Source organism: Alicyclobacillus tolerans, assembly GCF_048984885.1.
Lineage (GTDB): Bacteria > Bacillota > Bacilli > Alicyclobacillales > Alicyclobacillaceae > Alicyclobacillus_I > Alicyclobacillus_I tolerans.
Window position 1 is genome coordinate 1,380,888 of record NZ_JBMGNK010000002.1, and the last position, 14,311, is coordinate 1,395,198.

Consider the following 14,311-nt stretch of genomic DNA (forward strand, 5'->3'; position numbering starts at 1 on the left):
ATACTGAATGCCGAGCAAGAAAAAAGTCGAAGCTAAAATTCAGTGAGGACCTAAGGAGGTTCGAGTCATGAGCCTAATTCCATACGTTATTGAACAGACCAGTCGGGGTGAGCGAAGTTACGATATTTATTCTCGGCTGCTAAAAGACCGTATTATATTGCTCGGGAGCCCCATTGATGCGGATGTTGCTAATTCCATTGTCGCTCAACTGCTCTTTTTAGCGGCGGACGATCCGGAAAAAGACATTCATATGTACATTAACAGCCCAGGTGGTTCTGTGACGGCTGGACTAGCTATATTTGATACCATGCAGCATATTAAACCGGACGTCTCCACTATGTGTGTGGGGATGGCGGCCAGTATGGGTGCAGTTCTTTTGGCAGCAGGTGCAAAAGGCAAACGATACGCCCTGCCCAATTCTGAGGTGATGATTCACCAACCGCTGGGCGGAGCCCGTGGTCAAGCTTCGGATATCAAAATTCACGCAGAACATATTCTTAAAACAAGACAGCGTCTCAATCAAATTTTGGCCGAACGGACTGGTCAACCTCTGTCTGTTATTGAGAAAGATACAGATAGGGACAATTTTTTAAGTGCTGAAGAAGCTAAAGCATACGGATTGATTGACGAAGTGGTTGTGCGTAAATGAGTCAAGTGTCCTATGCGGCCTGGATGCGTCATCAACTTTTGGGCTGGTCTAACGGATATTATCGTCATTATGCCAAAATTGGTGGAGTGGCGGCGGATTTTTTTACCGCCAGCCACTCCGTGTTGTTTGCCGAAGTGATTTTCCGTTTTTGCGAACAATGGGTAACTGAAGAAAAGTTAAAAGATTTTCAAATAGTTGAATTTGGTCCCGGCGAGGGATATTTAGCTTATTACCTCATATCCAACTGGGCAGAGCGCCTGCAGCACATTCCTCTTTACTATCAATGCGTTGAACCTTCGCCACGTTTACGCCAACACCAGGAAGAACGCCTTCGTCCTCTGCAAGGCAGGGGAAATGTCTATATTTCATTTTCTACTCCCTTTGAAGTATTAAAAAATCGATCAACATTGGTATTGGCTAATGAAGTACTGGATGCTTTACCAGTTGAGAGAGTCAAGAAAAGTTCAGATGGATGGTACAGGGCTTATGTGAATTTGTCCAATGAACAACCAGCCGTCGATATTGACTGGCGAAAAGCGCCTGGTTGGCTCGCTATACTTTGTGAACGTTGGCTCCCTATCCCGGTAGGCGCTTACGGGGAATTTTGCCCGGAATTGTGTACATTGCTTGCGCAAATGTGTCACTTGGCGCATCAAGGACGCTGTCTTCTTTTTGACTACGGTATCACTTCTAGGGATTGGGCTTCTGGTGCTTATCCTGAAGGTACGTTGCGCGGCTATCGTCAGCATCAATTAGTAGATATAAGCAAGGATTCATCTTTCCAGGGAGATTGGACAGCAGATGTTCATTGGGATTATGTCAATCATTTGGTACGCAGATTGGGTTTTGCCAGTCGCATGCAGACACAGGCAGAATTTCTTCTAGAGGGCGGATTATTAGAAATTATTGAAATGCAGCAAAAAAATTTGTCGGAATTCAGTGCTTATCAGATGCGAAATGAAGCTAAGCGATTACTTTGGCCAGGAGATATGGGCGAACGATTCAGTGTGATGACGATTGAACCCATAAAAAAATACACATAAACGTGTCACAATTTTTATGGATCATCTATTTAATATGTCACAAAAGGAGCGAGATATGATATATAATAAGGTTGAGGGCTCAATTTGATGCGTAAAGGAGCGTTTCAACCATGACTTTGCGGGTTGCTATCAATGGTTTCGGCAGAATTGGGCGAATGGTGTATCGTCGCGCAATGGAAACCGAAGCATTTCATGTGGTGGCTGTCAACGGCACGGCTGATTCGGAAGATTTGGCCCATTTGCTAAAATACGATTCTGTACACGGAACATGGAAGCAACCGCTTCAAGTTCAAGAAGATGGATGGACAGTAGCCGGCAAAAAAACACAGATTTTTTCAACGAGATCGATTCAAGACCTTCCTTGGGGAGATTTAGGGATAGATATAGTCATTGAGGCTACAGGCGCTTTTCGCCACTACGCAGGCGCGGTACAACATATTGAACAAGGAGCGCGCCGCGTATTGATTACAGCTCCTGCTAAAGGAACGCCAGGAGCGGACATGACACTGGTTCTTGGAGTCAATGAGCATATGTATCACCCTGACCGTCATCGCGTTGTATCGGGTGCTTCTTGCACAACCAATGCTTTAGGACCACTTGCCAAAGTTCTGCATGATGCGTTTGGCATTCGCCACGGTCTCTTAACAACCATTCACGCTGTAACGAACGATCAAAACAATTTAGATAATCCTCATAAAGATTTGCGTCGTGCTCGCGCAAGTCATGAATCCTTAATTCCAACAACAACAGGTGCTGCCAAAGCTATAGGTTTGATTCTGCCAGAACTGCAGGGGCGAATGGATGGAATTTCCGTGCGCGTACCAGTTCCCAATGTTTCTTTGGTTGATCTCGTTGCTACGCTCGATTCGGCAGTGACAGAGAATGATGTGCATCGTGTGCTTGAGGAATCGTCACTCGGTTCGCTGCGAGGTATTCTTGGCTATACAGAAGATCCGCTGGTTTCCATTGATTTTAATGGAGACAGCCGATCATCTATAGTTGATGCAGGAATGACAAAAATTTTGGCGGGTAATATGGTCAAGGTATTAGCCTGGTATGATAACGAGTGGGCATACGCCTGCAGGATGGTTGAAACGGCTCTGTTTATGGGAGGGGCTTCCCGCGCCGAGGTCGAGCGTGTACGGCGGGGGGATGGTTTTTTAAGGGGTGCAGAGGTGTTGCCAGTCTTATCTTGATGGCTGGGTCGAAAGGTTGCGCGTCAAGGATAGAATCGCAGGGAATGGTACAATAGAAGGGCATGCTTCAATGCATGTCCTTTCTGCGCTTGGCTTCTTAATTTTAGAAGCGAAACTAAGGACCTTGACGGAGGTTATCATCTTTGTCGACATTCTATTTGGACAAAGCGGCCACTACGCCAGTTGCCAAAGATGTATTAGATGCGGTCATTACATCTTTAGATAAATTTGGGAACCCTTCGAGTTTGCATCGATATGGCTTAGAGGCTGAAGAGTTACTTAACGGATCGAAAAAAGAAGTTAGCCAGTTGCTGGGTTGGTCAGCCGGGGATTGGATTTTTACTGGGAATGGGACAGAATCCAATAATCTTGCTATTTTTGGTACGGTTCAATCATGGCAGGAAAAGGGAGGGCACATTGTCAGTACGGCTATAGAACATCCCTCTGTGATCCAGCCGCTGCGCCAATTAGAAGCGGCTGGATGGCAGATTACATTTGTGCCCCCGAATGCCGACGGAGATGTGGAGATCGATTCGTTGCTTGCGGCACTGACACCGCAGACGAGGCTGGTTACTCTTATGCATGTCAATAACGAAACAGGAGCAATGTTGCCAGTGGCTGAGATGGCAGAAGCCATTCGGTCGAGGGAGAAAATTACTTTACATGTGGACGCAAGCCAATCCTTTGGCAAGTTGCCAGATAATCATTTTCAATCGTTTCAAGCCCATCTGCTCACCATATCGGGACATAAAATAGGAGCTTTTAAAGGAATTGGTGGATTGTGGGTAACGAGGAAGCGTTTGCTTCGCCCTATGGTGTTGGGTGGAGGTCAACAGCAGGGGTTGCGTTCGGGTACAGAAAATGTGCCGGGGATTGTTTCGCTTGGTGCCGCAGCTAAACGTGCTAAACGCCTGGCACGGGAAGACTGTATGAAACGTGCTTGGCAGATGCATCAGCAACTTGCAGAATCATTAGCAGTTGCAGGATGGAAAATAGCTCTGCCAAAACATAAGTCGCCCTATATTTTAATGGCGTCAATGCCTGGGCTGCCTGCTGAAGCTCTTGTGCATGCCTTTGAACGGGATGGATTGTTTGTTTCTACGAGCAGTGCTTGTTCTTCGCGAGACACTCAAAAAGGCAGTCAGGTATTACGTGCTATGGGGTGGACCAAAGCTGAAATGGCCGGGGCTATTCGTTTTTCCTTCTCGCCAGAAGATGAGTTTTCTGTGGATGATCTCGTTCGTATTGTCATGGAACATACTTCTTGGGTAAAAAAAATGGCAGGAGGACCCCGATGAATGAGGTTGTGTTGCTGATCCGTTATGGAGAGATTGCCAACAAAGGCAATAATCGCAGTCAATTTGAGCGACTTTTACAGCAAAGAATTCAAACTCAATTATTTGAATTCGCCAATGTGCGAGTGAGTCGACTTTCTGGAAGAATGGTGGTGCGTTGTTCCAGACAAGATTTGCCGAAGATCGAAAGAGAACTTCATAAAGTGTTTGGTATTGTGGGGATGGCCAGAGCCATCTCCGTACCATTGCAATATCAAACCATTTTGCAAGCAAGTCGGGAGTATGCGATTGAGGAATTGTCTGGGGATCGTTTTACGACTTTTAAAGTCGAAGTTAAAAGAGCTAATAAACAATTCCCAGTGCAAAGTCAAGAGTTAGCCCGCCAGATTGGCGGCGAAATGCTCAGAGCCAACTCTCGACTTCAAGTGGATGTGCATCATCCAGATATAGAGTTTCATGTAGAATTGCGGGAAAACGAAGCCTTTTTATATCACCATTCAATTCCAGGACTGGGTGGATTGCCAACAGGGATGAGCGGACGAGCAGGATTGCTTTTATCCGGCGGTATCGATAGTCCGCTGGCTGGCTGGTATGCTTTAAAACGTGGACTTGAGATATTGCCCATCCACTTTCATAGTCAACCGTTTACAAGTGAGCGTGCCATGCAGAAAGTATGGACGCTTGCTGGTAAATTAGCTGCTTTTGGCGCAGAGACTACGCTCTATACTCTGTCTGTAACGGAAATACAGGCTGCCATTCGCCGTGAATGTCCGTCCATGTTACATACAATACTTTTACGACGCATGATGTTGCGGTTGGCCGAGGCCGTCTGTCGTGAGGAACAATGTTTAGCGTTGGTGAGTGGCGATTCACTTGGGCAAGTAGCTTCACAGACTCTCGAAGCACTTTACGCGCAAGATGAAGTGTTGCACATGCCTATATTTAGACCGTTGATCATGATGGATAAAGTACAAATCATTGATGAGGCGCGAAAGATTGGAACGTATGAAACCTCGATTCTTCCTTATGATGATTGCTGTACGCTCTTTGCGCCCAAAAATCCCAAAACTCGTCCCAGTCTTTTTGAAATACAACGTGCCGAAGCTCATCTTTCCATAGAAGATTTGCTCAAAGACGCGCTTGCTACGACAGAGAAACGTTCCATATGTTCTATCGATTAAAACAGGCAAGTTTGATGCACATTAAACGTTGAGGTACAGGATTCAACTGTCCGACGTTTGAGGTGAATAACCGTGGGAATATGGAAGAGAGCACGTAAGACCTATCGGTTTTGGAAGCGGACAAGCAGGTGGGTTACGCCCATTTTTGTCCGTTTTGTCCTGCCTGTGGCAGAAAGAAAGATAAGCGGTTATATCAAAAGTCGTTTGGGGATCAGGAACCGATTTCAATGGCGTGTTGTGAAAGCGGGCGATCCGATTCTTTGGAAACGTTATGGTTGGAGAAAAACGGGTCAAGAAAAAAAGCCATAATTTTTTTGGAGATCTTTTCTTTTCACTATCGACTCTCCGTTTAAAGTCTTCAGAATCTGGACATAAAGAGATTAGGATGACTTAGATGTAGCCGCGTCTCAAATTCAGAGAGATGGCAGGCATTCGCGGGGGGTTTCCAATGCGACAAACGATACGAACCATGCGTCAGGACGCATGGACTTCAGAAGACGATGCGTTACTAGCAGAAATTGTTTTGCGTCATATCCGAGAAGGTAGCACTCAGTTGGCGGGGTTTAACGAAGCCAGCAGGAAGCTTGGCAGAACGGCTGCAGCCTGTGGTTTTCGCTGGAATGCGTGTGTACGCAAACAACAAAAAAATATTATTGAAATTGCCAAGGAAGAACGTAAAGATCGAAAGGCAGAACGTGTGCAAGCTCAATTGGAGGGTGGCGATGTCGATCATCCAACTGCCACGTTGATGAGTTGGGCTCAGGTATTGCGTTTTTTGCGCCAGGAGAAGAATACTGCTGCTGAATGGGCATCTCGTTGGCGATCTGCTGAGCGTCAGTGCAATGAGTGGAAACAACGTTTCTTGGAATTAGAAAAAGAACATCGCCGATTAAACGAGGAACATCGTTCTTTGCGTCAGGAATTCGACAGTATCTCCGATGACTATCGAGTGTTGGTGCAGATTGTCGATCGTGCTAGAAAGGCGACACTCAAAAATGAAGACAGTCCACTTTCCGCGGATGGTTTTCTATATCGAATAGATGAGAACGGCAATTTGGAACGATTGCTGGCCAACCCAGATTTAGAACAAGCGGAATAAAAAAAGGCCAAGTAAGGGGTAATCTCTTACTTGGTCAGGCTGTCGAGAAAGTTTCGACAGCCATTCTTTATGTCTCTTTTATTCTAAATATATGTATTTATGTTATAATATTCATAACCAATGTTGGGTGGTGATGACGTGTACCAGTCAAAAGACGGTCGTCAGTTGGAGTTCGAGTTTGTATCTATTGAAGAACTTGTCCCTGAGGACCATCTTCTTCGGAAGATTGATCGTTACATCGATTTCTCGTTCATTCCAGAGAAGGTCCGTCCTTATTACTCCGAAGACAACGGACGACCTGCGGTGGATCCGGTTGTACTCTTCAAAATGATCTTTCTGGGGTACCTTTACGGCATCCGTTCTGAGCGCCAGTTGGAACAAGAAGTGAAGACGAACGTTGCGTACCGTTGGTTCCTGGGATTAAAACTTACTGACCGGGTTCCGGACCATACCACCCTGTCATGGAATCGGTGTATTCGCTTTGCAGGCACCGGCATCTTTCAAGACATCTTTGACGAAATCGTTCTCCAAGGTATGAAGCACCGACTCATTTCTGGACGAGTCCTGATGACAGACTCCACACACATTAAAGCTAATGCAAATAAGCACAAGTTCGAGCGGAAAGTCGTTGAGGAAAAAGTAAAAGGCTATCTTGCTGAACTTGACCTTGCCATCGCTGCAGATCGGAGCGCTCACCAAAAAAAGTCCTTAAGCCCCAGGAAGGAGGTGTCCAAGGAGCGCGAAGTAAAGGTCAGCCTCACAGATGCGGACAGTGGATATATGTACCGCGAAGGCAAGCCGGAAGGATTTTACTATCTCGACCACAGAACCGTTGATGCGAAGTACAACTTGATTACAGATGTGCATATCACGCCAGGCAATATCCATGATTCAATTCCATACGTAGGGCGACTTGAAAGACAAATTGAACGTTTTGGTTTCAATGTTGAAGCCGTGGCGCTCGACTCTGGTTACCTAACAAATCCGATATGTAACGAATTAACTGAACGTGGTATCTTCGCAGTGATTGGTCACCGCCGATTTCATCCCACAAAGGGTTTAATGCCCAAATGGAAGTTCCGATACGATAAGAAAACGGATTCGTACCTATGTCCAGAGAAACACCCACTTACTTACCGAACGACAACTCGTGAAGGCTACAGGGAGTACAAATCCGACCCAGAAATTTGCAAGGCATGTTCCATTCTGACTCAGTGTACACGCTCCCGCAACAAGCAAAAAGTTTTGGTACGACACGTTTGGGAGGATAGCAAAGAGAGGGTCCGAGAGAACCGATTAAGTAAATCTGGGAAACGCCTATACCGACTCCGAAAGCAAACCATTGAGCGAAGTTTTGCAGATGCGAAACAACTTCATGGATACAGATACGCGAGGTTCCGAGGCAGGGACAAGGTGCTCGAACAGGCACTGATGACCGCTGCCTGTCAGAACATGAAAAAAATCGCTCTTCACCTAGCAAAACGAGCTAGATGAAGAGCGATTCACATTTCCCATTGATACAAACCTGTGTAAATCGAACTACAAAGATATTGCTTGAATTGAAAAAGACCACTCGCAGTGGTCTTTCTCGACAGCCTGGCCAAGTAAGGGGTAATCTCTTACTTGGTTTTTTTGTATATGGATTGCACAAACTTGCCACCCTAAGAAGCAGGATGGTGAGCCATGTGTGGAAAAATAAGATCAAGCGCGGCTTGGCAGTTTTTTGGATGTGCGCAGCTTCTTTGAGCATGTCTGGTTGCTATGATAGACAAGAGCTAGAACAACAAGCATTTATCACTACATTGGGTCTCGATAAAGCTCCAGATGGAATGGTGGACTGCACTTTTCGCGTGGCAGTTCCTAAAAACCCTAGCAGCGCTAGCGGACCAGGTCAAGAAGACGACCGCTCCAATGGACCTATTACGATAAGAGCTCGTTCTGTCAATGAAGCGATGTTAATTGCCAATACTTCTCTCGAAAGAAATGCTACGTTTTCTCATCTTGGCACCATTATTTTTGGCAAAACGCTGGCTCAAGATGGGATTTTACCTTATCTGCAGCCCCTTTTACGATTTCGAGAATTTCGACAAACGGTAACTGTTGTTGTTAGCAAGTCAACTGCCCGCGATGTCATTCAAAACTTTAAACCCATGCTCGAGCAGTCGGCAGGACGTATTGGCGATAGTGTGGCTGGTGTCGGTCGACGTACAGGGTTATTTCCCGTCACATATCTACATGATTTGAGCAGCGCTATTCAATCTCCACATGAAGATATACTCACCCCGCTCTACGGGGTGAACAAAATTACAGAGAAATCCGATGCTTCCTCTTCCCAGGAATCGAACGGGGGAGAAAAAGATTCATTTTCAGGGACCAATAAGAGTCAAGAAAAATTAACTCCGCCTTTAGGTAAGAAAAAAATGAGTTTTGCGGCTGGAGAAATTGCTCGTACCGGTGGAAATCCAGTAGATTTTGCTGGAGCAGCAGTATTTCGCGGTGACAAAGTGGTAGATTTTCTGGACGCTCGCCAAGCGATTCTCTATCAGTTACTGCATGGTGGGTTGCGCAACGCGAAATTTGACTTTACAGATAAATCGGGAAAATTTCAGGATATCGGTATCACTTTGCATACTGAACGTCCGCCAAGCTATCATATCAAGCTAGGGAATCCGGTTTTCATTCGCGTTTCCTTGCCCATGGATGCAGATGTCATCAACATCCAAAGTGGACGGAATTATTTAAGCTATAGCGGTCAAAGACACTTGGAAAGTTTTTTGGATAAACAATTGGATACGGAATGTCAAAATCTTTTGGAACGGCTTCTCATTCGGGATGGTAGTGACTGTATCCCTGTTTCACGATACATTCGGCCGCAATTTTTGACGGATCAGGCGTTTAATCAGTATCCATGGGAAAAAAATCTTCGCCATGCGCGTATTCAAGTGGACAGTCAATTGCATGTACGACGATTTGGCATTCAAATGGAGCCTGTGGAAAATAGATAAGTCATTCTATTGTCAAGCGATGGTATGCGAATTATGGAAAAAAGAGTCCTGTTTGTCCTGCCAGTGGGTGGGGATGCTGTTGTGGCTGTTGGAGAGGAAAAGGTTGGGTTGGCTGAGGATGCGGCCATCCGCCGGGCTGTGGCATTTCAGGAAAGGGGTATGGGTACAGATGAGCTTCTGGTGAATACATAGGTGGCAAAGGACGTTGGCTATAAGGCTGTCCATTTGTTGCACCGGGGGCGCCAGATTGCGGATTTTGCTGTGTCCATGGATGTTCAGAGTTTTTCTCTGGAGTAGATGGGTCATTTTCGGTGCTAGAGTCGTTCTCAAGAAAAGACTGGAGCAATGGACGCATCATCATGCTAAGTAATGGCGAGTCCAAAAATGGCATGAGAGTAGACAAATCCACTGTTTGATTGCCAAGACCCTGGCGCATGAGTTCTGATAGACGCAGGCAGAGACGTATGAACTGTTCGGATGTCAAATGGTAGTGTGCCGCTTCTTTGCGTAACCTCTGGGAAACGCCAGGCGACAACCTACCTTTTTGTTTTGTTTTGGCCAAGGGTAACCCTCCTCCTGGAAAAAGAAATACGCTTAAATCATCCATCCCCCACTTGGTGTCAAGACTTGCCCTGTCACATAATCCGATTTGGGATGAACCAGGTAGAGGCAGGCATGAGCCACATCTTCTGTTCGCCCAATTCGCCCCATTGGAATCTCGGCTATCAGTTGCGAACGATCTTCTGTATCCAGATTTTCCAACATGCGGGTCTCAATGGCGCCTGGTGCAACACAATTGACCGTTATACCGCTGCCTGCGACTTCTCTGGCTAATGCTTTGCTGAAAGTAATGAGGGCGCCTTTGCTTGCGGAATATATACTTTCCATAGCCGCGCCTGTGATGCCAAAAACAGAGGCTATATTTACGATACGGCCGTATGCTGACGAAAGCATATACGGTAAAACGGCGCGAGTACAAAGAAAAGCGCTGGTGAAATTGGTATCCATAAGATTTCTGTACGACTCCATAGGAGTATCGATCAGCAACTGTGACATAGATATGCCGGCGTTATTGACTAGAATAGCAGGTCTGCCTAGTTCGGCGGCTTTTTCAATGAAACGATTGGCGTCATCTTCTTGTCTCAAATCAGCCTGAAAAGTAATTGCCTCTACTCCATGTTCTCTACATCTTAAAGCCACCTGCTCAGCGGCATTTTTGTTGGCATAGTATTGCAGAATGACATGAGCTCCCTGGCAAGCCAATGTTACGGCGATGGTGCCGCCGATGCCGCCCGATGCTCCAGAGACAATCGCTACCTGTTCATGCAAAAATCTTTCTTTGCATGAGAGGCTCTCTGCTTTTTTCATGAATATCCTCCCAAACCGCGTCCTACCTTACCAGTTTATGCGAATCAAGGACAGTTGTCACTGAACCTTTGCAATAGCGCGCTTGACCTGTTAACCTAGTCTCGGTGTTGGTGTTGCGGGTAGAAAATTGAAGTGAGGAGCTAAGTCTTTTGCAGAGGAATATCAGCAGCCCGCGAAGCGAGGAGGAAGGTCTGTGATTACGAAACTGCTAATCGCCAACCGTGGTGAAATTGCCCGACGCATTATCCGTACCTGTAAACGTATGGGTATTTCAACTGTAGCAGTTTATTCTGATGCGGATGAAAGCGCTTTGTTTGTCAAGGAGGCCGATGAGCGAGTAAGAATTGGTCCACCCCCTGTAGCAGAGAGTTATCTAAAAATCGATGCTATTTTAGAAGCTGCTCAACAAACAGGTGCCGATGCAATTCATCCGGGGTATGGTTTATTAAGTGAACATGCGGATTTTGCCAAGCGAGTTCGCCAGCAAGGTCTCATTTTTGTTGGACCTCCAGAGGCGGCGATAGCTGCAATGGGCAGTAAAGTCGAGGCGCGCCGAAGAATGAGTGCTACCGGTCTGCCAATTGTACCGGGAACGGAAAATGCGCTTGCGAGTTTAGAAGAGGCCATTGAAGCTGCAGAGCGGATAGGGTATCCAGTCATGCTCAAAGCTTCGAGTGGCGGTGGTGGAATCGGTATGCAAATCATTCGCGATGCTGAAGAGTTAAAGAAAGCGTTTGCGGGCAGCCAGGCTCGCGCTGCTTCCTACTTTGGCAATGGAGATTTATTTTTAGAGAAATATATTGAAAAACCACACCATGTCGAAATTCAAGTTCTTCTAGACAGTCAGGGCAATGGGGTCCATTTGGGTGATCGCGAATGTTCCATTCAGCGTCGTCATCAAAAAGTGGTAGAAGAAGCTCCGTCACCTTTATTAAGTGCTGCTTTACGGCAGGAAATGGGGAGTAAGGCTGTTCAAGCGGCTCTTTCTCTTGGTTATGAAGGTGTGGGTACTTTTGAATTTTTGGCTGATGAATCAGGAAATTATTATTTTCTGGAGATGAATACGCGACTCCAAGTTGAGCATCCTGTGACCGAACAGATTACTGGATTGGACCTAGTGGAGTGGCAGTTGCGGGTTGCTTCAGGAGAGTCGCTGACCTTTCAACAGCAGGACGTCCATTTCCACGGTCACAGTATCGAAGCACGTGTTTATGCTGAAGATCCAGTGCGTGGATTCCCGTCGCCAGGAAAATTGCAAGTTCTTGATCTGCCAGAAGAGATGGAAGGCGTGCGGCTTGATTTTGGTTTTCAGTCGGGGGATACCATTACGCCATTTTACGATCCTCTCATCGGCAAATTGGTGGTGACGGCTTCAACGCGCGCTGAAGCTATTCAGCTTTTGCAAAAAGCACTTAATACTTGTCAGATTACCGGGATTAAGTCAAATCTTCCGCAATTGCAAGCTATTGCAAAAGATGAGCGATTTTTGCAAGGTCTAACCGATACAAGCTTTTTGACTGGTTTGAGTTTGAACTCATAAGGGGGATATTTATGGCAGAGGTTCGTTCGAATATGGCAGGTACAGTTTTTCAATTACTCGTATCTGTTGGTGATCAGGTTAATGCTGGTGATGACGTGGTTGTTCTTGAATCTATGAAGATGGAGGTACCCATTGCCAGTGAATTTTCTGGCGTTGTGAAAGAATTGCGCGTTGAGGTGGGCACGTTTGTCAATGAAGATGATGTGCTCTTGGTCTTGGAGTGATGTCTGATGGCTGGCGTAACCCTGTTTGAAGTTGGCCCGCGTGATGGATTACAAAATGAATCGGTCCTTTTAAGCAGTGAAGATAAGGTGTTTTTGGTGGAACAGTTAATGGATGCGGGTCTTACCCGTATTGAAGTGAGTTCGTTTGTTTCACCTCGCTGGATTCCACAGTTAGCTGATGCAGAGGAAGTCTTTCGTCAAGTTCAACGCAGACCTGGAGTAGAACTGAGTGCGCTTGTTCCGAATGAAAAAGGGCTGGAGCGGGCGCTTGCCTGCCAAGTCGATGCTGTAGCCGTTTTTATGTCAGCCAGTGAGACGCATAATTTGAAAAACATCAACAAAACCCGTGTAGACACCTATCCTGTGCTAGCACCGGTTGTGACAGCGGCTAAAGCAGCTAAGAAGTCTGTGCGTGGTTATGTTTCTACAGCTTTTGGCTGTCCTTACGAAGGGGAGGTAGCCATAACAGAAGTGATAGAAGTGAGTATGCGCCTTTTTGAGATGGGCATTGATGAATTGTCGATAGGTGACACAATTGGCGTAGCTGTGCCAACTCAAGTTGAGGCTCTACTTGCTGAAATGGAGAAACAAGGAATTCCGCTAGAAAGAATTGCCCTGCATTTTCATGATACACGGGGTACTGCTGTAGCTAATGCCTATGCAGGCTACCAAGCAGGGGTGCGAATTTTTGATGGCTCGATTGGTGGTATGGGTGGATGTCCTTATGCGCCAGGAGCGTCTGGCAATGTGTCAACGGAAGACTTGCGCTATCTGTTTGAAAGTATGGGCGTTACAACCAATACTCATCTGGATAAACTTCGCGATGCTGCTCGCTGGCTCTCGCAACGTTTGCAAAAAACGCTTTTTAGTCATGATAGTCAAGTCGCCCATGCTATGACATGGGCAGAAGGGGAGAGTGAGCCACAATGAACAACGAATGGGTTCAAGTGCGACAGGAAGATGATGTAGTGGTAGTTACGCTGCATCGCGAGGAAGCCGCTAATGCGCTTTCTCAAGATTTATGCGATGCTCTCCTGCAAGTATTGGAAGAATTAGCAAGCAGTCAGGCTCGCGTTGTTGTGTTGACCGGATCGGGACAAAAAGCATTTTGTGCAGGGGCAGATTTAAAGGAACGCAAGGGAATGGATATTCAACAGGTGCGTGCAGCTGTGAAACGGATTGGTCGGGTCACACAGGCTGTGGCTCAACTGCCGATGCCGACAATCGCTATGCTGAATGGTGTAGCCTTTGGTGGTGGATTGGAAATCGCTTTGGCAGCCGATTTGCGAGTAGCTGCAGAACATGTGCAAATGGGTCTGACAGAAACAGGCTTGGCAATTGTACCTGGTGCAGGTGGCACACAACGTTTACCACGACTGATTGGCTTGGCAAAAGCTAAAGAGCTGATTTTTACAGCTCGTCGAATAGACGCGCAAGAGGCGTATCGTTTAGGATTGGTCAACCAAGTGGTCAAGGTTAATGAACTTTGGACTCAAACACTCCAATTGGCGAAAGAAATCGCTAAAAATGGCCCGATTGCCGTACAATCAGCAAAATGGGCGATAGAGGAAGGTATAGATAAATCGCTTGCAGAGGGGTTGCATCTTGAGTGGCAAGCTTACGAGCGAGTGCTTGGCAGTCAGGATAGGCTGGAGGGTTTAGCTGCTTTTGCAGAAAAACGTCCACCCCAATATACAGGACAGTAAAGAGG

The 14,311-nt window shown here is 46.4% G+C and carries 15 protein-coding genes; 13 read left to right on the top strand and 2 right to left on the bottom strand.

What is annotated here, in order from left to right; translation table 11 throughout:
• The first annotated feature begins 67 nt into the window (after positions 1-67).
• From clpP to ACOJUR_RS06845, 9 genes are all read left to right on the top strand, one after another.
• Positions 68-649 carry an ATP-dependent Clp endopeptidase proteolytic subunit ClpP gene (gene clpP, locus ACOJUR_RS06805; RefSeq protein WP_072873752.1) on the top strand — a complete coding sequence of 194 codons (582 nt, stop codon included), beginning with the start codon at positions 68-70 and terminating at the stop codon, positions 647-649.
• A complete protein-coding gene (locus ACOJUR_RS06810; RefSeq protein ID WP_072873753.1) occupies positions 646-1,692 on the top strand; it encodes an SAM-dependent methyltransferase in 1,047 nt (348 codons plus the stop codon). Before clpP ends, ACOJUR_RS06810 begins: the two co-directional genes overlap by 4 nt.
• Before the next feature lie 110 nt (positions 1,693-1,802).
• The gene (gene gap, locus ACOJUR_RS06815; protein ID WP_420949582.1) at positions 1,803-2,888 is read left to right on the top strand and encodes a type I glyceraldehyde-3-phosphate dehydrogenase; all 1,086 of its coding nucleotides are present in this window, start codon (positions 1,803-1,805) and stop codon (positions 2,886-2,888) included.
• Positions 2,889-3,031: 143 nt separating this feature from the next.
• On the top strand, positions 3,032-4,186 hold the full coding sequence (locus ACOJUR_RS06820) for a cysteine desulfurase family protein (RefSeq protein ID WP_072873755.1): 1,155 nt from the start codon (positions 3,032-3,034) through the stop codon (positions 4,184-4,186).
• Positions 4,183-5,364 carry a tRNA uracil 4-sulfurtransferase ThiI gene (gene thiI / locus ACOJUR_RS06825; RefSeq protein ID WP_072873756.1) on the top strand — a complete coding sequence of 394 codons (1,182 nt, stop codon included), beginning with the start codon at positions 4,183-4,185 and terminating at the stop codon, positions 5,362-5,364. The genes ACOJUR_RS06820 and thiI overlap by 4 nt, the downstream gene beginning before the upstream one ends.
• Before the next feature lie 72 nt (positions 5,365-5,436).
• The gene (locus ACOJUR_RS06830; RefSeq protein ID WP_203114397.1) at positions 5,437-5,673 is read left to right on the top strand and encodes a hypothetical protein; all 237 of its coding nucleotides are present in this window, start codon (positions 5,437-5,439) and stop codon (positions 5,671-5,673) included.
• Between the two features lie 139 nt (positions 5,674-5,812).
• Positions 5,813-6,463 (top strand): RsfA family transcriptional regulator, encoded by a 651-nt coding sequence (locus ACOJUR_RS06835; protein WP_238413479.1) that lies wholly within the window; start codon positions 5,813-5,815, stop codon positions 6,461-6,463.
• 120 nt (positions 6,464-6,583) lie between these two features.
• Positions 6,584-7,957, top strand: a complete 1,374-nt coding sequence (locus ACOJUR_RS06840; RefSeq protein ID WP_420949092.1) for an IS1182 family transposase — start codon at positions 6,584-6,586, stop codon at positions 7,955-7,957.
• A 191-nt stretch (positions 7,958-8,148) separates the two neighbouring features.
• The gene (locus ACOJUR_RS06845; RefSeq protein ID WP_420949583.1) at positions 8,149-9,468 is read left to right on the top strand and encodes a Ger(x)C family spore germination protein; all 1,320 of its coding nucleotides are present in this window, start codon (positions 8,149-8,151) and stop codon (positions 9,466-9,468) included.
• A gap of 31 nt (positions 9,469-9,499) precedes the next feature.
• Here the strand turns inward: ACOJUR_RS06845 and ACOJUR_RS06850 are convergent, their stop codons facing one another.
• Together ACOJUR_RS06850 and ymfI are read right to left on the bottom strand one after the other, a co-directional pair.
• Complete coding sequence (locus tag ACOJUR_RS06850; protein ID WP_420949584.1) at positions 9,500-10,030, bottom strand: hypothetical protein; 531 nt, start codon at positions 10,028-10,030, stop codon at positions 9,500-9,502.
• A gap of 32 nt (positions 10,031-10,062) precedes the next feature.
• Positions 10,063-10,836: an elongation factor P 5-aminopentanone reductase gene (gene ymfI / locus ACOJUR_RS06855; RefSeq protein ID WP_072873760.1), complete on the bottom strand. Its 774-nt coding sequence runs from the start codon at positions 10,834-10,836 to the stop codon at positions 10,063-10,065.
• Between the two features lie 193 nt (positions 10,837-11,029).
• Here ymfI and ACOJUR_RS06860 point away from each other — a divergent pair, with 193 nt between their 5' ends.
• From ACOJUR_RS06860 to ACOJUR_RS06875, 4 genes are read left to right on the top strand one after another with little or no spacing between them, the layout of a single operon-like run.
• Positions 11,030-12,376, top strand: a complete 1,347-nt coding sequence (locus tag ACOJUR_RS06860) for an acetyl-CoA carboxylase biotin carboxylase subunit (RefSeq protein ID WP_420949585.1) — start codon at positions 11,030-11,032, stop codon at positions 12,374-12,376.
• Positions 12,377-12,387: 11 nt separating this feature from the next.
• A complete protein-coding gene (locus tag ACOJUR_RS06865; RefSeq protein WP_072873761.1) occupies positions 12,388-12,600 on the top strand; it encodes an acetyl-CoA carboxylase biotin carboxyl carrier protein subunit in 213 nt (70 codons plus the stop codon).
• 6 nt (positions 12,601-12,606) lie between these two features.
• A complete protein-coding gene (locus ACOJUR_RS06870) occupies positions 12,607-13,530 on the top strand; it encodes a hydroxymethylglutaryl-CoA lyase (protein ID WP_072873762.1) in 924 nt (307 codons plus the stop codon).
• A complete protein-coding gene (locus ACOJUR_RS06875) occupies positions 13,527-14,306 on the top strand; it encodes an enoyl-CoA hydratase-related protein (protein WP_072873763.1) in 780 nt (259 codons plus the stop codon). Before ACOJUR_RS06870 ends, ACOJUR_RS06875 begins: the two co-directional genes overlap by 4 nt.
• Positions 14,307-14,311 lie beyond the last annotated feature (5 nt).